This window comes from Aeromonas sp. EU05-FHT14A05 (assembly GCF_058791175.1).
Genome location: NZ_JBYTDH010000010.1, coordinates 35,828 through 53,165 on the forward strand (window position 1 = coordinate 35,828; position 17,338 = coordinate 53,165).

Genomic DNA, 17,338 nt, shown 5'->3' on the forward strand with positions numbered 1-17,338 from the left:
CCCATTGCTGATGTCTGCCACTGGCTTCATGCTGATTGGGAACGATACCAATAAGCGGGCGGTCATTGGCCAGCCGGCAAAGAAACGACCATTATTCATGGAGTCACAGAGGGAAGGCTCATGTCAAAAGTCAACACACAGCATCTGGCACAGCTGATCGAACGGATCGGCGGCAAGGACAACATCACCACAGTCAGCCACTGCCTGACCCGGCTCAGGTTCGTGCTGGCCGATCCGGCCAAGGCCGATCCCAAGGCCATCGAGACCATCCCCTCGGTGAAGGGGAGCTTCACCCAGGGCGGCCAGTTCCAGGTGGTGATCGGCAACGAGGTGGATCAGTGGTACAAGGCGCTCACCGAGGAGATCGGGGTGAGCGGCGCCAGCAAGGATGCCGCCAAACAGGCGGCCCGCCACAACATGAATCCGCTGGAGCGCGGCATCTCCCACCTGGCGGAGATCTTCGTGCCCCTGCTGCCCGCCATCATCACCGGCGGCTTGATCCTGGGCTTTCGCAACGTCATCGGCGACATCAAGATGTTCGACGACGGGACCCATACCCTCACCGAGATCAGCCAGTTCTGGGCCCAGGTCCACGCCTTCCTCTGGCTGCTGGGTGAGGCCATCTTCCACTTCCTGCCGGTGGGCGTCTGCTGGTCTGCGGTGAAGAAGATGGGGGGATCCGAGATCCTCGGCATAGTGCTGGGCATCACCCTGGTCTCGCCGCAACTGATGAACGCCTACGGCATCGGCCAGCAGACCCCGGAAGTGTGGGACTTCGGCCTCTTCGTCATCCAGAAGGTGGGGTATCAGGCCCAGGTCATTCCGGCCCTGCTGGCGGGTGTCTTCCTCGCCTGGGTGGAAACCAGCCTCAAGCGCATCATTCCGGCCTATCTCTACCTGGTGATAGTGCCCTTCATCTCCCTGCTGCTGGCGGTGATAGTGGCCCACGCCTTCATCGGCCCCTTCGGTCGCTGGATTGGCGAAGGCGTCGGCTTTGCCGCCAAGGCGGCCATGACGGGTTCGTTTGCCCCCATAGGCGCGGCCCTGTTCGGCTTCCTCTATGCGCCCCTGGTCATCACCGGCATCCACCACACCACCAACGCGGTGGATCTGCAACTGATGCAGAGCATGGGCGGCACCCCCATCTGGCCGCTGATCGCGCTCTCCAACATCGCCCAGGCCTCGGCGGTCGTCGGTATCATCCTTATCAGCCGCAAGGAGAACGAGCGGGAAATCTCGGTCCCTGCCGCCATCTCCGCCTACCTCGGGGTGACCGAGCCGGCCATGTACGGCATCAACCTCAAGTACAAGTTCCCCATGCTGTGCGCCATGGTGGGCTCCAGCCTCGCGGCCCTCATCTGCGGCTTCAGCGGCGTGATGGCCAACGGCATCGGCGTGGGTGGCCTGCCGGGCATCCTCTCCATCCAGCCGCAATACTGGGGCATCTACGCCGTCGCCATGCTGGTGGCCATAGTGGTGCCCGTGGTGCTGACCCTGCTGGTCTACAAGCGCCAGCAGGCGGCCGGCAAGCTGGATCTGGCCACGGCCTGATCCACACAACATCGGCGGAGCCCAGGCTCCGCCCTTTTTCGTTGCCCTGTTCCAACCAGTTTCAACCAATGAGCGAACCAACCATGACTCAGACACCCTGGTGGCAAAGCGCCGTGATTTACCAGATCTACCCCAAGAGCTTTCAGGACTCCGGCGCCCGTGGCACCGGTGATCTCAAGGGGATCATGGCCCGCCTCGATTATCTCAAGACTCTCGGCGTCGATGCCCTCTGGCTGACCCCTGTCTACGTCTCCCCCCAGGTGGACAACGGCTACGACATCGCCGACTACCTGGCCATCGATCCGGCCTACGGCACCATGGCCGACTTCGAGGCGCTGCTGGCCGCCGCCCACGCACGCGACATCCGCATCGTGATGGACATCGTCGTCAACCACACCTCCACCGAGCATGCCTGGTTCAAGTCGGCGCTGGGTGACAAGCAGAGCCCTTATCGCGACTACTACATCTGGAAAGACCCGGTAGAGGGCGGTGCGCCCAACAACTGGCAATCCAAGTTTGGCGGCAGCGCATGGGAGCTGGACCCGGCCACCGGCCAGTACTACCTGCACCTCTTTGCCCGCGAGCAGGCGGATCTCAACTGGGAAAACCCTTTGGTTCGCGCCGAGGTGAAAAAGATCATCCACTTCTGGGCGAAGAAGGGGGTGGACGGTTTTCGTCTCGACGTCATCAACCTCATCTCCAAGGATCAGGCGTTCCCGAACGACGAGATAGGTGATGGCCGCCGCTTCTACACCGACGGGCCGCGCATCCACGAATTCCTGCAGGACATAAGCCGAGACGTCTTCGCCCCCGTGGGGGCCATGACGGTGGGGGAGATGTCCTCCACCAGCCTAGAGCACTGTCAGCGCTATGGCGCGCTGGATGGCTCAGAGCTCTCCATGGTGTTCAACTTCCACCATCTGAAGGTGGATTACCCCAATGGCGACAAGTGGACCAAGGCGCCGTTCGATTTCCTCGAACTCAAGCGCATCTTCAACCACTGGCAGAGCGGCATGCATGGCAAGGGGTGGTCGGCACTGTTCTGGTGCAACCACGATCAGCCGCGCATCGTCTCCCGCTTCGGCGACGAGGGCGAACATCGGGTGGTCGCCGCCAAGATGCTGGCCAGCACGCTGCACGGGTTGCAGGGCACCCCCTACATCTATCAGGGGGAGGAGATCGGCATGACCAACCCCGGCTATCAGCGCATCGACGACTATCAGGATGTGGAGAGCCGCAACATCTTCGCCATCAAGCAGGCGGAGGGGATGAGCGAGGCCGAGATCCTCGCCATTCTGGGGGCCAAGTCCCGTGACAACTCCCGAACCCCGATGCAGTGGAGCGCCGCCCCCAACGCGGGCTTCACCCAGGGTTCGCCCTGGCTCAAGCCTGCCGCCAACTACCCCGAGATCAACGCCGAGGCGGCGCTGGCCGACCAGCACTCGGTGTTCTGGCACTACCGTGATCTCATCGCCCTTCGCAAGGCATATCCCATCTTCACCCAGGGGGATTATCAGGAGCTGCTGGCGGGGCACGCCCGGATCTGGGCTTATGCCCGCCGCGCCAACGGCCAGACCCTGCTGGTGGTGAGCAACTTCTACGGCGAGCCGGTGGAGTTTGCGCTGCCTGCCGAGCTGCAAACCGGCGAAGGCCGCCTGCTGCTTGGCAACTACCAAGGCAGCCCGGCCCGCCCGCAATCCTGCGAGCTGCGTCCTTATGAATCCCTGATCTGGTTGATGGAGCAATGATGGCCGAGACAATCACAGCGCAGCGGGCAGCCGAGCGTTGCCCCGAATGGCAGAAGATGGTGGCGGGGGAACCCTATGATGCGGGCCACCCAGAGCTGAAAGCGGCCCGCGAGCGCTGCCGCAGGCTCTATCACGGCTTCAACACCCGCTGGCAGGAGAAGCCGGAGCGGGATGCCCTGCTCCATGAACTGCTCGGCGGGCGCGGTGCCCAGTGCGCCATCACGCCCCCCTTCTTCTGCGACTATGGCGCCAACATCTTTGTCGGCGAGAACTTCTACGCCAACATGGGCTGCACCATCCTCGACGTGTGCGAGGTACACATCGGCGACAACGTGCTGCTGGCGCCCGGGGTGCAGATCTACACCGCAGCCCATCCGGTGGCGGTGGCGCCTCGGGTGGCCGGGGTCGAGTTCGGCAAGCCGGTGCGCATCGGCAACAACGTCTGGATTGGGGGCAGCACCGTCATCTGCCCAGGCGTCACCATAGGGGACAACAGCGTCATCGGGGCAGGGTCCGTGGTCACCAGAGACATTCCGGCAGACGTGGTGGCGGTCGGCAACCCCTGCCGGGTGTTGCGCCCCATGACGGCGCAGGAGCTGGCGGCCGGGGAGCCCGGCTGACACAGAGGGGCAGGTAGTACCTGCCCCCTTTTCGTTTTCCTGACGACCCCTTCGCGCTCCTTTGATTCCAGGAAAGGCAGCGGTCCCCCCCCTTCCTCACCCGGGCAGCAAGGCGCCGCAACGCTTGTGCTGCCCCATGACCACCAGGGTCTTGAAGCTGCGCACCTGCTCCCTGGCATGGAGCACCCGCCGGGTGAACTGCTCGTAGCTCTGCATGTCTCGCGCGGCGACCTGCAGCACGAAGTCCTGCTCACCCGTCACGTACCAGAGATCCATCACCTCGGGTTCCCGCTGCAGGCTGGCGATCATCTCATCGACGATGCGGCCGTGATCCCGCTCCAGGGTCACCAGCACCAGCATGGTGATGGGCCAGCCCATGGTGGCCGGCGCCACCAGCGCCACCTCCCGCTCGATGAGGCCCGCCTCCCGCAGCGCCCGGACGCGGCGGTAACAGGCGGGAGCCGAGAGGCCGACCCTGTGGGCCAGCTCGGGAATGGGCAGACGGGCATCCTGCTGCAGCTCGGCGAGGATGAGCAGGTCAAATTTGTCGGTCATGGGGCTCAAGAGATAAAAATTATCGTGTAAGGCCAGTATTAGACCGAAATTACGGCGGTCTCCAGATATATTTTCTTGCTTCTACCCCACTCAGGTTTGAACAAGATGCAGCCAAACAGCCCCGCCCTCTCCTCCCTGCTGGCCGTCCTGCTCGCCATGCTGTCGATCACCCTGGGGGCCTCCCTAGCCAAGTCGCTGTTTCCCCTGCTGGGAGCCGCCGGCACCACGTTATTCCGGCTGGGGTGCGCCGCCCTCCTCCTCTCCCTGGTGTTTCACATCTGGCGTGCCCCCCTCGACAGGCGCACCCTGCTGGGGGCCATCCCTTACGGACTCTCCCTTGGGGCCATGAACCTGCTCTTCTATCTGGCCATCGAGCGCATCCCCCTCGGCGTGGCGCTGGCCATCGAGTTTATCGGCCCGTTGACGGTGGCGCTGCTCAACTCCCGCCACCGGGCAGACTTCCTCTGGCTGGCGCTGGCCATCGTCGGCCTGCTATTGTTGCTGCCGCTGCGGGCGGCCGAACAGACCCTCGATCCCCTGGGGGCGGCGTTGGCGCTCGGGGCCGGGGTGTTCTGGGGGCTCTATATGCTCACCGGAAAGCGGGCAGGAGCCTTGCTGGGGGCCCAGGCTCCGGCACTGGGCATGTGGGTGGGCACCCTGCTGGTGCTGCCCTTCGGCCTAGGTGGTGCGAGCGAGGTCACTTTCACCCTCCCCGTGGTGCTGACCATCGCCGGGGTGGGGCTGCTCTCCAGTGCCATTCCCTACTCCCTCGAGATGTTTGCCCTGCGCCGGTTGCCGCTCAAGAGCTACGGCATCCTGACCAGCGGCGAACCCGCCATGGGCGCCCTGATGGGGTTGCTGTTGCTGGGGGAGCAACTGCCCTCGTCCCAGTGGCTGGGGATAGCCGCCATCATAGCCGCGTCGATGGGCACCACCTGGCATGGGGGACGACGACGCGCCGACCCGGCGTGACGCTGCCAAATAAAGCGGGCCTGTGATGACAGGCCCGCTTCATCAGAGGTATCAAGCGGGCGTCACGACGGATAACCGTAGCAGCGCTTTAGCTCGCCGAAGTCATAGAAGAAGCTGCCAGCCTCAATGGAGATACACCCTTCCTTGAAGGCAAGCTCCCTCTCGTTGTAGAGCATCTTCACCAACACCCTGCCTGTGTCGTTGCGATAAACATCCCACTGGATGTTGGCCGCATAAGGAGAGACCCAACCGCCACGCCATTCGTTGTTGGCCTGGCTCATCAATTCGCCCGGCTTGGCGCTCTGACGGCTGCCTTCCAGCTTCATCAGTGCTGCCAGCGGGATCAGGGTCTCGGCGTGGGCAAAGCGCAGCTTGGCGACGTGCTCGCCGGCCCCTTCGATCACCTGGTGCTGCACCTCATTGAACATGCCGTCGAGCAGGGGCTGAGCCACCTCGTAGGTGGCACGCTGGCTGCTTAGACTCGGCCCCTTCTCGTAGAAGTCCTCGGCATCGGAGAGATAGGAGAACCAGGCTGACTCCTCCGGAGTGATGAACTGCTCCAGATCCCAAGGCGCCCCTTGCGCCTGCGCCTCCCGGATCATCCCCGGGCCAATGATGAAGAGGTTGTAGAGCATCAATGCGGCATCCACCTCGTCGCGCACATAGGTCTTGTCACCATCTTCCGGGTTCACCGCCACATATTCGACACCGGCAGCCAGCTCGTCGACGAACGCCTTGCTGTAGAGGCGTTCGAGCATCTCGCGCGCCATCACCCGGGTCTGGGGCAGGGTCTTGAGGCCATCGAGCGCCTGGCTCAGCTCGGGAGCCGGAGTCACACCCTCCTCCTCATCCCCGACGAACGCCATGTATGCCTGGAAGGCGGGCAGGTACTGGAGGTAATCCCCTTCCGGCTCCGTCTTGTGGAAGTAGAGTTCAAACTTGTTGCGCAGCCCCTTGTCGACCTCGGAGGGATTCTGCTGGCTCATGTAGCAGTCCTTGCTGTCAGCCACGAAATCGACCCGTTTTGCCAGGCTCTCCATGAAGTAGTAGGCGCTCTCGTTGGCCCTGTCCTTGCCCGACGTCTCGACCCGGATGCAGGCGGGCGCAGCTCCCTTGCCAAGCAGAGTCGGCAGCCGCTCGGCCAGGCGGGTCGCCAGCAGGGCATGTTCTTCCTTGCCGACTGCCGAGAGCAGGCCATAGCCCAGCTGCCGGTTGGCTGCGGTGACGGCATCCACCTTGGCCCCCAGCCCCTGACCCAGCGCGGTGAGCGCACCCTGCCGGGAAGCCGCGTCCCAGATCTGCTTGGTCAGTACGTCGTACTTGGGGCTGGACAGGGAACGGGAGCCATGTCGGGCAACCAGCTCGGTGAAGACGGGGGTGAAGCCGGCTGGCGCCGCTTCATAACTGCTCGCATCCTGACGGGCAGCATAGACAGCCTTGGTGCTGTACTGGTAGTCGGCCTCAGGCCCGGTAGTCGAAGAGGAGTCGTTTTCCGATTGGCAACCAACCAGCAGGATCGCTGCCACGCAGGTGGCGAGGGAAGAGAGACGGAGCATTGTCATCCTTGAACCATATTGAAAATGAGGCTGCACATTAAGCGCTCCAGATGACAATCCGGTGTCAGCTTCCAGTGACAAGATCTGCTCACACCCTGACAACCAGGGGTGGCCGCTCGCATATTTTTCGTTCATGTTTTTTGAACATCTAGACCAGTTAATCTCGCTAACAACCGAGGGATGACCTGTTTACCATTCACTCATCGCTTAGGCAGGATCGCCAAGCGGCCAAATAACCAGTTGTTCAAGGCTGTGATACCCGAAACAGGGTGTCTGATGTCAGTAAAAGAACTACATAGTATTTGAATAACCTCTTGCAAGGATGCATTGATGCGGGCCTCTCCGGCCTTGCCAATGACATAAAAACCAAGAGAGTGAATGAAGATGAAAAATGTAATCAAGATGCTGGCCGTCGCAGGCCTGATGAGTGCCGGTGTTGCCCAGGCTGCCGTTCCCGCCGACTTCAATGCCACCCCGGGTGTGTTGTTCGTGAACTGGCATGCAAGCGCTGCCATGGCCGGCAAGAGCAACCCCATGCTGGAGGTACGCGACGAATCCGGTGACCTGGTGGCCTCCGTCCACGCCAACCTGATGGGCACCCAGCAGGTGCAACTCCCGAGCCGCGCCCAGGGCAACCTGACAGTGAGCCTGGGGGATCAGAGCAGCGACTACCGCATCCCCTTTGGCATCGGCAGCGGCAACCCGCGCTGATCCTCGCAACCGACGCTTTCACTCCATCCGGTTGCCCGGACCCGGCCAGAAAGGGTGAGTGAGCCCCATGACAAAGGCGCCATAGAGGCGCCCTTGTCGTTTCTGCCGGTTCGTCAGCGGCTAATGGGTAAACACGGGTCCAAAACCGGATCCCCACAGAATGGCCGTGGCCGCCAGCACGCAGACCAGCAGCACCAGACCGACGGTGACCACGGAGCTGGCATAGATGAACCCCTGCTCCTTGGGAATGTGCATCAGGATAGGCACCCCCACATAGAGCAGGTACACCGAGTAGCTGAGCCCGATGAGGCCTATGATCATCATGAACCAGAGGTGCGGGAAGAAGGCGGAAAAACCGACCATGAACAGCGGCGTGGAGGTGTAGGCCGCGAGTTCGAGCGACGTCGTGTAGCTGGGATCCGAACCGAAGGTATGGCCCATCCAATGCACCAGATAGGAGAGCGCGAGGACGCCTATGATGAGCGTCACGTACATGGCTATCGACAGCATGAGGGCGCTGTTCGCGGTCAGGGTGATGGGCTCACCGACGCCAATGCTCCAACCTATGTGCACGGCGGAATAATAGGCACAGATGGGCGGGATAAGAGCCACGATCAGGATATGAGTCAGACTGTTTCGGAAACTGTCATGCCTCTCGTCTATGGTATGCCATTCGGTGTGAGGATGTGCATACAATCCCCATAAGTGATTCAATATCATAGCGTTATTCCTTCTCTGCTTCGATTGTGGACTGATCGATACCGCTCTCGCTCCCCTGTTTTCTTCTCGTGCAACACCAGGCGCACCATCCATCGCAAGCGCGACCCATGACTCTAAATAAAGTCGCTCCACTGCCGGTGCGTCAAGGAAGAACGCCATCCCCGCCGTGCTGGCGGATCCTGGCGGCTGGTCAGTCCCTGGCGGCAGGGCTAGTGGTGTCACCGCCGCCAGCGCTATCGTCAGTACTGCTTGGTCTTTGAAGCAAAGCCGGCGAGGAAGAGGCCGGTCAGAAACATGCCGCAGAACGCCTCTATGGCCGACAACAACTGGAGGGGAGAGGAGGTCTGGGAGATATCGCCGTAACCCAGGGTCACGAAGGTCACTATGCTGAAGTAGAGAGAGCGCCCCAGGTGACCATGGGTCACGGACTCCGGCGCCAGGAAGTAGGTCAGGGTCGCCAGCAGTATGACCCCCATCGACATCAGCAGGCTTCTTATCGGCCGCTCGCCAAATCCCCAGGTGATGAAGCTGACAAACTTGCTGGCGCACTTGAGATAGCACAGCAGGGAGAGCCACCCCTTCGTCATCAGGCCGCTGCGCAGCCAGCGCTCCCTGAACAGCTCCCTCGGACTTGCCAGGGATTTCATCTCGTGCAGCTTCTCCTTGTAATAGCACTCGCCGGCATCGACGGTGTCTCCCACGCTGGAGAAGATGCGTTTGGCATTGCGGTACAGCTTGCTGGCCTCGTTGTGATCGATCCGGCCATTCTCGTTGTAGACCACCTGCACCTTGTCCAGATTGGTGTGCTCCATGGTGGCATCGAAGTTCTTGGCACTGACGTTGAAGTTTTTCAGCACGGCACGGGAGGCGTGAAAGCGGATCTCCTCGCACTCTATGGTGAAGTCCTGAAACACCCCATCCTCCAGCGCCAGCTCACGTTTCTTGGCCCAGGCCCTGTGATCCCACAGCAGGGAATCGAACAGATCGAGGCCGATCACCCCGCCGTTGACCCTCACCCCCTTGGCCGAGCAGTGCCACAGATAGACCTTGGAGTTGTTGACGGCGCCGTCCAGCGAAAGCTCGTCCAGGCAGGTGAAGTCCAGCAGCCGGCCGGAGATGATGGGGCTCTTGAGCTCGACGCCGCCGATGTTGAGCAGGCGATGCTTGCCCAGCACCTGGGCCTCCCCCTTGTTGTTCTCGGAGACGGAGAGCAGGCTCTGCGCCCGCTTCACCTCGGCTTTGCCATGCCTGGCGGCCAGCCACATGGCATAGGGCTCGAAGCGCGTCTCGGAGCGGACAAGGCCGCTTTTGCGCAGGGACTCCAGCGCGCTCGAGGCGCTCTCATAGAGCCTTATCTTGTCGTCGCTCATGTAGACGCAGAGGCTGAGCACAGATCGCGAGCTGATGAAGCGGGCGATGCCGATCTGGAAGATGACGCTTTTCTCTATTTTCTGCTCTGTCATCCAGTCGTCGAAATGGGGTAGCGAGGCCACCAGCAACTCCCAGATCAATGGATAGTCATTCTCTCGCCGCCACTCGTTGAATTGTTCGGGAGAAAGCTGCCACAGCTCGGTCGCATTCATAGATTACCTCGATCATGGTTTTGTCCCGCCCAGGGTTGCCAAGGAAGGGGAACAGGTGCCTGCGCGCCCAAAGAGAGATGCCAGTTCGCAGAAAGCGGGGGCACAGGCCGGTCACGCCATCATACTAGCCGAGAGGATGGCTGTAACTCACTGACCGGAAAGGTATAAGAGGCGGGGTACGACAGATTGTCGCGAAGCTGAAGAGGGATAAGGCACCAGGGTAGCCATGCCAGGCGGTTTCGTCCGTCCTAAAAGCGGGAGCCCGGACAAGCAAGAGGGGATGCCATGGCATCCCCTCTTCACATCAGCTGAGCTGACGTCAGCTTATTGCTGCACTTCCTGCACGCCGGAGACGCGGACTTCGACGCGACGATCCGGTGCCAGGCAGGAGATCAGCTCGTTCTTACCCTTGATGCCGTCACACTGGGTGCCGGTGACAGGGTCGGCTTCACCGCGGCCTTCGATGGCGATCTTGCTGGTGGCCAGGCCCTGGCTCACCAGGAAGTCGGCCACGGTGCGGGCACGGGCTTCGGAGAGCTGCTGGTTCTGGGCATCGGAACCGATGCGGTCGGTGTAACCCACGACGATGGCGCTGCCATCCTTCGGCTGGAATTCAACGATCTGCTTGTACAGACCGCTCAGGGCTTCCACCCCTTCCGGCTTCAGGTCTGCCTTGCCAAAAGCAAACAGCACGTCTGAGTTCAGGGAAAAGTTCTTCTCGACCATCACAGGAGCCGCCTCGGCCACGACAGGAGCTGCAACAGGCTCAACGTAGGAGGTGCGGAACGGGTGATATACGGCTTCCAGGGTCGCCACGCTCTGGTTGGACTTGTACTGCTCACCGGTGGAGGTGGTCAGATCGGCCACGTCCCACATGTAGCGGTAGCGCGCCTGTAGATCCAGGGCATCGTTCAGCTTGTAGGTCAGACCGACACCGGCCAGCGGAGAGACACGGGTGTCGCTGTTGTCCAGACCGTCGGTATGGGCCCAGTAGGCACCCGCTTCACCGAACAGGGAGAAATCTTCGCCAAGGGGCAGACGGGCGATACCGGACAGGGTTGCGCCCTGGTTCTCGTAACGCTCACCATCGGCACTGCCGCGACCAGCGTACTGGTAACCGAGTTCGGCACCGAACGTCTCGTTGAAGTTGTAACCCATGAAGAGGTTGGTCGCGGCGGCATCTTCAGTGCCGGTTTCGACGGCTGCGTTGTTCAGGCCGTTGAAGTGAGCGGCACCGACACCGGCACCAAAGTAGATGTCGTCGGTAGCGTGAGCGGCTGTGGTGGCCAATGCCAGTGCAATCCAGACAGGGGTCAGTCTTAAGTTCATGTATAGCCTCATCAATACGAAATGGCGGGCGTTCGGCCCTTGTTATATGTGGTCTCCATTTTATAGGCGAAATCATGTACAGGACCTTAAGCGCAGACTATTTACCATCCATTTTACTGCTTGTTTTTCATGCACTTTCCGTGCTTTCAACAGAAAAACGTTTTCACTCAATAGCGAGTCTTCCATGCCCTGAAATGCGGGTGCCGGCGGCTGCATGGGGAGCCATGGGATTATCGTGCACATAAAAAAAGACCCCTGTCTTGCGACAGGGGTCTTTTTGAATTGGCTCCTCCTACTGGACTTGAACCAGTGACATACGGATTAACAGTCCGCCGTTCTACCGACTGAACTAAGGAGGAATTGTAAGTGGTGCCCAGAGACGGAATCGAACCGCCGACACGGGGATTTTCAATCCCCTGCTCTACCGACTGAGCTATCTGGGCAAATGGTGCCGGCTACCGGAATCGAACTGGTGACCTACTGATTACAAGTCAGTTGCTCTACCTACTGAGCTAAGCCGGCACACTTAAACTATTGTGCATGAACAAATTTTTCTTTCATGGCACCAAATATGGTGCCCAGAGACGGAATCGAACCGCCGACACGGGGATTTTCAATCCCCTGCTCTACCGACTGAGCTATCTGGGCGTGGGCGCTATTAAACGGATTTTAAGGCGGGTGGTCAACGGGAAATTTCACTTTTCGTCTCGTTCGTCTCTTTTTTGCGCAGCATCACTCGTTTTTATCACTTCTGTGGGGGAAGCCGTGCCTCGGCGGCCCCAGAGTCGGGATTCCTCGCCCCTGAGCAGGCGGGTGATGTTCTCGTGATGGCGCACCAGGATGAGACAGGAGAGCAGGGAGACCGGCAGGGTATATTCCGGCTTGAGCAGGTAGGTAAAGAGCGGGGTCAGCAGCACTGTAATGATGGAGGCCAGCGACGAGTAGCCGCTCACCAGCAGCACCAGCAGCCAGGTGGCGATCGCCGCGCCCCCCATGGCAAAGCCGATGGGCAGCATGGTGCCGAGCGCAGTGGCGACGCCCTTGCCCCCCCGGAAGTGGAAGAAGATGGGGTACATGTGACCCAGACAGGCAGCGACGCCGATGAACCCCAGGTAGACGGGCTTGATCTGCAGATACCAGGCGAGGTAGACGGGAGCCATGCCCTTGAGCACGTCGAGCAACAGGACGATCAGCGCGGCCATCCGGCCACCGAGGCGCAGCACATTGGTCGCCCCTGGGTTGTGGGAGCCATGGTCGCGGGGATCCGGCAGACCCGTGAGGCGGGAAACCAGCACGGCGCTGGACAGCGAGCCGCCCAGATAGGCCAGAATAATCATCAAAATCGTCAGGGCCGTCATCTTGGTCGTTTTTACCACGATATGAATGGGGTATGATGCGGGCCACATTCTCTGGTCTGGGCTTGCCCGAAAGCCTGTCGCCCAAACCGGCCGCCAGCGGCAATCGGCTTGCCAGGCCTGCATCCCTGCGCTGTTTTCACAGCCCATCAAGAGTAAAGAAGAAGTACTGTCATGGACAAGGTGTTTATTCGCGGACTCGAGGTTTTGACCACCATAGGGGTATATGAGTGGGAGAAAGGCATTCGCCAGAAGCTCTGTTTCGATCTCGAGATGGGATTTGACAACCGACCCGCCGCCGCAACCGACGATATCAATCTGGCACTGGATTACGCCACCCTCTCCCGCAAGATCTGTGATCACGCCCAGAGCAAGGTCGTCGAGCTGGTCGAAACCATGGCCGAGCAGGTGGCCGCCCTGGTGCTGGCCGACCAGCGGGTGCAGTGGGTCAAGGTGACCCTGACCAAGCCGGGTGCCGTGCCCAATGCCGCCGGAGTCGGGGTCGAGATCCTGCGCCACCGTACCCCGGCCGCGAGCGCCTGCTGATGACCCGCATCTATATCAGCCTGGGCTCGAACCAGATAACAGGGAGCGCTGCATGACCCGTATCTACATCAGCCTGGGTTCCAATATCGAGCGGGAGCGCCACATCCGGGCCGGCCTCGATGCCCTGCATGCCGAGTTTGGCGAGTTGCAGGTTTCCCGGGTGTTCGAGAGCGAGGCGGTGGGCTTCAACGGCCGCCCCTTCTACAACCTGGTGGTGGGGGCAGACACCGATCTGCCCCTTGCCGTTCTGTGCCAGCGGCTGCGGGCCATGGAGTTCGCCCACGGCCGCGAGCCCGATGCCAAGAAGTTTGCCCCCCGCACCCTGGATCTCGATCTGCTGCTCTATGGGGATCTGGTCTGCGACGAGCCTCTGGTACTGCCCCGTGGCGAGATCCTCACCAACGCCTTCGTGCTCTGGCCGCTGACGGAGCTGGCCCCCGGCCTGCGCCATCCCACCGATGGCCGCCCCCTGGGCGAGCTGTGGCAAGGCTATGACAAGGCCTCCCAGCGCCTCGACCCCATCCCCTTCCACTGGACGCCGAGCGGCGTCCTGGCCGATATCCAGGCCTGATCGCGCCCGCCCCCTTCCGCCCCCCCACCGCCGGTTCGGGGGCGACGCCAGACTATTTCGCTATATGACAGTGGGATGACAGAACCCATCGAATCCATATCGCGAAACCGACAGAATAAAACGCTAAAGCCACCTTCAGGATATATCTTCAGCGCCGATACGCTAGCCATCTCCCTTGCCCCTTGAGGTCGTCGTGAACGTCAAACAGAAACTTGTGTTATCCGCCATCCTGGTGGCCGGGATCCAGGCCGTCGTCATGGGGGTCATGTTTTACTTCTCGGGGCAGGAGTCGCGCAGCAACGCCGAAATGCTGCAGGCCAAGCAGGTGGAGGCCGACCTCGTTGCCCTCACCCTGCAGGAGAGAGAGTTCCTGTTGAGCCGGGACCCCGCTGCCGCCACCGCCTTCATTACCCAGAGTGACCAGGCCAGCCAGCTGCTCGCCGAGATGGCAAGAGACCATGGGGGCACGCAGCAGGCCGACATCCTGGCCTTTGCCAGCCAGCTCAAGGAGTACAGCCGCCAGTTCGAAACCCTGCGCGCCCAGCAGGAGAAAATAGGGCTCACCCCGACCAGCGGCCATTACGGCGCCCTTCGTCAGGCCATACATGCACTGGAGCAGGAACTCAAGGCTCGGGGCCAGCAGCAGGAGAGCCTGCTGATGCTGCAACTGCGCCGGGACGAGAAGGACTTCATGCTGCGCCGTGACATCAGCTATCGTGCCAAGTTCGAACAGAACCTGGCCCCCCTGGCCCTGGCTCTCGCCGGTGAGCCGGCCCTCGCCACCTTGCTGGAGCGCTACCGCCAGAACTTCCTTGCCCTAGTCACAGAGGAGCAACGCCTGGGTCTGAGTGCCAGCGAGGGGCTGAGGGGCGAGCTCAATCGCAGCGCCGCACAGATGCGCCAGGCGGGCATGACCCTGACCCAGGCCCTGACCCGGGAGGCCGACGCCACCCATGATCGCACCCTCAGGGTCATGGTCCTGCTCTGCATCCTCGGCATACTGGCCGCCCTTGGCCTCAACCTGCTGATCGGCCGCGACGTCATGAGCGGCCTGCAACGGCTGGCGGACACCATGCGTCGGGTCACCGCCAGCAGCGATCTCACCCTGCGCGCCCGCATCGGCTCCAGGGACGAATTTGGCGCCATGGGCCGCGACTTCGACACCATGCTGGAGCACTTCAATCAGGTCATAGGCCAGGTCGTCTCCTCGGTCACGGACCTGGAACGCCTCACAGCCCAATTGCAGCGCAACGCCAATGCCGCCCAGGAGGGTACCCAGCAGCAGTTGCAGGAGAGCGATCTGGTTGCCACCGCCGCCACCGAGATGGAGAGCACTGTGCAGGAGATCGCCAGCAACACGGAGAGCGCCGCCGAAAGTGCTCGCACCACCAATCTGAGCGCCCAGCAGGGTCGGGAGAGCGTGGAGACAACGATGGCGGTGATCCATTCCCTCTCCGCCAAGCTGGAAGCCTCGGGCCAGGAGGTGATCGCCCTGGCCGAGGAGAGCCGTCAGGTGGGCAATGTGCTGGCGGTGATCCAGGCCATCGCCGAGCAGACCAACCTGCTGGCCCTCAACGCAGCCATCGAGGCCGCCAGAGCCGGCGAGCAAGGACGAGGTTTCGCCGTGGTTGCAGATGAGGTGCGCAACCTGGCCATGCGTACCCAGCAGAGCACCAGCGAGATTGCCGCCATCGTCTCCGGCTTGCAGGCCCGCACCCAGAGCGTGGTCACCCTGATCGGCGAGTGCCGCACCCAGGGGGAACGCAGCGTCGAGGCAGCCGGAGAGGCAAGCACCCAGCTCGCCAACATCACCCGTCAGATGGACCAGATGATGGACATGAGCACTCAGATAGCGACCGCGGTCGAAGAGCAGAGCTCGGTGGCGAGCGAAATCAATCGCAATGCCGTGGTGATCCGCGACATCGCCAACGACGCCCTGACCCAGGCCGAACAAAACAGCCGCGCAAGCCGGAACGTGGCCGAACAGGCGAGCCTGCTCCACCGGGCTGTCGATCAGTTCAGGGTCTGATACCCCAATGAGAGAGGGCGGCCAGGGCCGCCCTCTCTTTTTGCCGCGCCATCCCTGTGGTCATCAGAGCGGACCTTGGCGCCGTCTCTCCTTGATATCATCTCTGGCCAGTTGGGCGAAGATGAGCGCCGCCAGCATGGACATCAGACCTATGCACAGATAGGTGAGGTGGAAGCCGCCGAGCCAGCGTTCGCTCGCCTGTGCCGGCTGCCCGGCGGAGAAGAGCCCGAGCAGGCTGGCGGCGATGGCCACCCCCAGGCTCATGGAGAGCTGCATCACCACAGAGAGCAGGCCGTTGCCGCTGCTGGCGTGCTCGGCACTCAAATCCTGCAGCGTGAGCGTATTCATGGCGGAGAACTGCAGCGAGTTGATGGCACCGAAGACCGCCAGCCAGACCAGCAGCACCCAGTGCGGCACCTGGTTGTCGATGAAGTAGAAGCTGGCGATCATCACCCCCAGCGCCAGGGTATTGCCGATCAGGATGCGGCGATAGCCGATGCGCGGGATCAGCTTGTTCACCAGCGTCTTGGTGAGCATGGCGCCGATCACCGTGGGGATCATGGTCATGCCCGCCTTGCTCGGCGAGAAGCCCAGCCCCAGTTGCAGGAAGAGCGGCGTGAGGAAGGGCATGGCGCCGCTGCCGAGGCGGGCGAACAGGTTGCCCCAGATGCCGATGGCGAAGGTGGTGGTCTTGAACAGCGCCAGGCTGAAGAGCGGCTGCTCCACTGTGGCGGCATAGAGCCAGTAGCTCGCCATGGCGGCCAGACCAAACAGCAGCGCAAACAGGGCCCAGCCGGTGGAGATGCTATGCTCCCCCAGCCCCTGCAAGCCCACCGACACCAGCACCATGCCGACGCTGAACAGCACGAATCCCTGCCAGTCGAACCTGGCGGTGTGCTGGCGCAGATCGGGCATGAAGTACCAGCTCGCGATGAAGCCGAGCACCCCCACCGGCAGGTTGATGAGGAAGACCCAGTGCCAGCTAGCCACCTCCACCAGCCAGCCCCCGAGCGCCGGGCCCATGAGGGGGCCCAGCAGACCAGGGATGGTGACGAAGGACATCACCCGCAGCAGCTCGTGCTTGCTGTAGACCCTCAGCACCGCAAGGCGCCCTATGGGCATCAGCAAGGCGCCGCCCACCCCTTGCAGCACCCGGGCGGCGACCAGCATGGGCAGGGTATTGGCGGCCGCACAGGCGAGGGACCCCAGGGTGAACAGCAGTATGGCGGCCAGGTAGACGCGGCGGGTGCCGAATCGGTCCGCCAGCCAGCCGGAGGCGGGAATGAGCAGGGCCACCGTCAGCATGTAGGCGATGATCACCGACTGCATCTGCAGCGGGCTCTCCCCCAGGGCCTCGGCCATGCTGGGCAGGGCGGTGTTGAGTATGGTGCCATCCAGCGTCTGCATGAAGAAGCCGACCGCGGTCAGCCAGGGTAGCCACTTGCGTTGGGCGGGGGTCACCAGGTGAGTGCTGTCAGGCATGAGTCTTTGT

15 protein-coding genes and 4 tRNA genes are annotated in these 17,338 nt (G+C 62.0%); 8 read left to right on the top strand and 11 right to left on the bottom strand.

From position 1 onward, the window contains the following. Positions 1-120: 120 nt before the first annotated feature. From treB to AC3WR3_RS14590, 3 genes are all read left to right on the top strand, one after another. Positions 121-1,551 carry a PTS trehalose transporter subunit IIBC gene (gene treB / locus AC3WR3_RS14580; RefSeq protein ID WP_139433887.1) on the top strand — a complete coding sequence of 477 codons (1,431 nt, stop codon included), beginning with the start codon at positions 121-123 and terminating at the stop codon, positions 1,549-1,551. An 83-nt stretch (positions 1,552-1,634) separates the two neighbouring features. Continuing rightward, entirely contained in the window at positions 1,635-3,299 is a 1,665-nt protein-coding gene (treC, locus tag AC3WR3_RS14585; RefSeq protein WP_492292190.1) for an alpha,alpha-phosphotrehalase, read from the top strand. Beyond that, the gene (locus tag AC3WR3_RS14590; RefSeq protein ID WP_492292191.1) at positions 3,299-3,919 is read left to right on the top strand and encodes a sugar O-acetyltransferase; all 621 of its coding nucleotides are present in this window, start codon (positions 3,299-3,301) and stop codon (positions 3,917-3,919) included. Before treC ends, AC3WR3_RS14590 begins: the two co-directional genes overlap by 1 nt. Positions 3,920-4,015: 96 nt before the next feature. Here AC3WR3_RS14590 and AC3WR3_RS14595 read toward each other — a convergent pair whose 3' ends face one another. Next, positions 4,016-4,474, bottom strand: coding sequence for an Lrp/AsnC family transcriptional regulator (locus tag AC3WR3_RS14595; RefSeq protein WP_247625437.1), 459 nt, complete (start codon positions 4,472-4,474; stop codon positions 4,016-4,018). A 105-nt stretch (positions 4,475-4,579) separates the two neighbouring features. Between AC3WR3_RS14595 and AC3WR3_RS14600 the strand changes: the two genes are divergently transcribed. Beyond that, positions 4,580-5,446: an EamA family transporter gene (locus AC3WR3_RS14600; RefSeq protein ID WP_492292192.1), complete on the top strand. Its 867-nt coding sequence runs from the start codon at positions 4,580-4,582 to the stop codon at positions 5,444-5,446. Positions 5,447-5,508: 62 nt separating this feature from the next. On the opposite strand, the gene AC3WR3_RS14605 is transcribed toward AC3WR3_RS14600, so the two are convergent. Continuing rightward, positions 5,509-7,008: a histidine-type phosphatase gene (locus AC3WR3_RS14605; protein ID WP_492292193.1), complete on the bottom strand. Its 1,500-nt coding sequence runs from the start codon at positions 7,006-7,008 to the stop codon at positions 5,509-5,511. Between the two features lie 372 nt (positions 7,009-7,380). Here AC3WR3_RS14605 and AC3WR3_RS14610 point away from each other — a divergent pair, with 372 nt between their 5' ends. Then, on the top strand, positions 7,381-7,713 hold the full coding sequence (locus tag AC3WR3_RS14610) for a hypothetical protein (RefSeq protein ID WP_139433882.1): 333 nt from the start codon (positions 7,381-7,383) through the stop codon (positions 7,711-7,713). A 120-nt stretch (positions 7,714-7,833) separates the two neighbouring features. Here AC3WR3_RS14610 and AC3WR3_RS14615 read toward each other — a convergent pair whose 3' ends face one another. The 8 genes from AC3WR3_RS14615 to plsY form a co-directional block, all read right to left on the bottom strand. Further along, complete coding sequence (locus tag AC3WR3_RS14615) at positions 7,834-8,433, bottom strand: Yip1 family protein (RefSeq protein ID WP_106885681.1); 600 nt, start codon at positions 8,431-8,433, stop codon at positions 7,834-7,836. A 239-nt stretch (positions 8,434-8,672) separates the two neighbouring features. Beyond that, a complete protein-coding gene (locus AC3WR3_RS14620) occupies positions 8,673-10,016 on the bottom strand; it encodes a potassium channel family protein (RefSeq protein ID WP_408804715.1) in 1,344 nt (447 codons plus the stop codon). A gap of 324 nt (positions 10,017-10,340) precedes the next feature. Then, positions 10,341-11,345 (bottom strand): OmpA family protein, encoded by a 1,005-nt coding sequence (locus AC3WR3_RS14625; RefSeq protein WP_492292194.1) that lies wholly within the window; start codon positions 11,343-11,345, stop codon positions 10,341-10,343. Positions 11,346-11,628: 283 nt separating this feature from the next. Beyond that, positions 11,629-11,704, bottom strand: a tRNA-Asn gene (locus AC3WR3_RS14630). Positions 11,705-11,712: 8 nt separating this feature from the next. Further along, positions 11,713-11,788: transfer RNA gene (locus AC3WR3_RS14635), tRNA-Phe, on the bottom strand. A 3-nt stretch (positions 11,789-11,791) separates the two neighbouring features. Next, positions 11,792-11,867, bottom strand: a tRNA-Thr gene (locus tag AC3WR3_RS14640). A 50-nt stretch (positions 11,868-11,917) separates the two neighbouring features. Beyond that, positions 11,918-11,993: transfer RNA gene (locus AC3WR3_RS14645), tRNA-Phe, on the bottom strand. A 47-nt stretch (positions 11,994-12,040) separates the two neighbouring features. Beyond that, positions 12,041-12,703: a glycerol-3-phosphate 1-O-acyltransferase PlsY gene (gene plsY, locus AC3WR3_RS14650; protein ID WP_139439591.1), complete on the bottom strand. Its 663-nt coding sequence runs from the start codon at positions 12,701-12,703 to the stop codon at positions 12,041-12,043. Positions 12,704-12,874: 171 nt separating this feature from the next. Between plsY and folB the strand changes: the two genes are divergently transcribed. The 3 genes from folB to AC3WR3_RS14665 all read left to right on the top strand — a co-directional run bounded on the left by folB (position 12,875) and on the right by AC3WR3_RS14665 (position 15,846). Continuing rightward, positions 12,875-13,246, top strand: a complete 372-nt coding sequence (folB, locus tag AC3WR3_RS14655; protein ID WP_202047317.1) for a dihydroneopterin aldolase — start codon at positions 12,875-12,877, stop codon at positions 13,244-13,246. A 52-nt stretch (positions 13,247-13,298) separates the two neighbouring features. Then, positions 13,299-13,817 (top strand): 2-amino-4-hydroxy-6-hydroxymethyldihydropteridine diphosphokinase, encoded by a 519-nt coding sequence (gene folK / locus AC3WR3_RS14660; RefSeq protein WP_492292195.1) that lies wholly within the window; start codon positions 13,299-13,301, stop codon positions 13,815-13,817. A 193-nt stretch (positions 13,818-14,010) separates the two neighbouring features. After that, the gene (locus tag AC3WR3_RS14665) at positions 14,011-15,846 is read left to right on the top strand and encodes a methyl-accepting chemotaxis protein (protein WP_492292196.1); all 1,836 of its coding nucleotides are present in this window, start codon (positions 14,011-14,013) and stop codon (positions 15,844-15,846) included. 63 nt (positions 15,847-15,909) lie between these two features. Here AC3WR3_RS14665 and mdtD read toward each other — a convergent pair whose 3' ends face one another. Continuing rightward, on the bottom strand, positions 15,910-17,328 hold the full coding sequence (mdtD, locus tag AC3WR3_RS14670; RefSeq protein ID WP_492292197.1) for a multidrug transporter subunit MdtD: 1,419 nt from the start codon (positions 17,326-17,328) through the stop codon (positions 15,910-15,912). Between the last annotated feature and the right edge of the window lie 10 nt (positions 17,329-17,338).

Bases quoted from the DNA above. Each gene is read 5' to 3' on its own strand.
- treB (WP_139433887.1), top strand. From the start codon at position 121: ATGTCAAAAGTCAACACACAGCATCTGGCACAGCTGATCGAACGGATC.
- treC (WP_492292190.1), top strand. From the start codon at position 1,635: ATGACTCAGACACCCTGGTGGCAAAGCGCCGTGATTTACCAGATCTAC.
- AC3WR3_RS14590 (WP_492292191.1), top strand. From the start codon at position 3,299: ATGGCCGAGACAATCACAGCGCAGCGGGCAGCCGAGCGTTGCCCCGAA.
- AC3WR3_RS14595 (WP_247625437.1), bottom strand. From the start codon at position 4,474: ATGACCGACAAATTTGACCTGCTCATCCTCGCCGAGCTGCAGCAGGAT.
- AC3WR3_RS14600 (WP_492292192.1), top strand. From the start codon at position 4,580: ATGCAGCCAAACAGCCCCGCCCTCTCCTCCCTGCTGGCCGTCCTGCTC.
- AC3WR3_RS14605 (WP_492292193.1), bottom strand. From the start codon at position 7,008: ATGACAATGCTCCGTCTCTCTTCCCTCGCCACCTGCGTGGCAGCGATC.
- AC3WR3_RS14610 (WP_139433882.1), top strand. From the start codon at position 7,381: ATGAAGATGAAAAATGTAATCAAGATGCTGGCCGTCGCAGGCCTGATG.
- AC3WR3_RS14615 (WP_106885681.1), bottom strand. From the start codon at position 8,433: ATGATATTGAATCACTTATGGGGATTGTATGCACATCCTCACACCGAA.
- AC3WR3_RS14620 (WP_408804715.1), bottom strand. From the start codon at position 10,016: ATGAATGCGACCGAGCTGTGGCAGCTTTCTCCCGAACAATTCAACGAG.
- AC3WR3_RS14625 (WP_492292194.1), bottom strand. From the start codon at position 11,345: ATGAACTTAAGACTGACCCCTGTCTGGATTGCACTGGCATTGGCCACC.
- plsY (WP_139439591.1), bottom strand. From the start codon at position 12,703: ATGACGGCCCTGACGATTTTGATGATTATTCTGGCCTATCTGGGCGGC.
- folB (WP_202047317.1), top strand. From the start codon at position 12,875: ATGGACAAGGTGTTTATTCGCGGACTCGAGGTTTTGACCACCATAGGG.
- folK (WP_492292195.1), top strand. From the start codon at position 13,299: ATGACCCGTATCTACATCAGCCTGGGTTCCAATATCGAGCGGGAGCGC.
- mdtD (WP_492292197.1), bottom strand. From the start codon at position 17,328: ATGCCTGACAGCACTCACCTGGTGACCCCCGCCCAACGCAAGTGGCTA.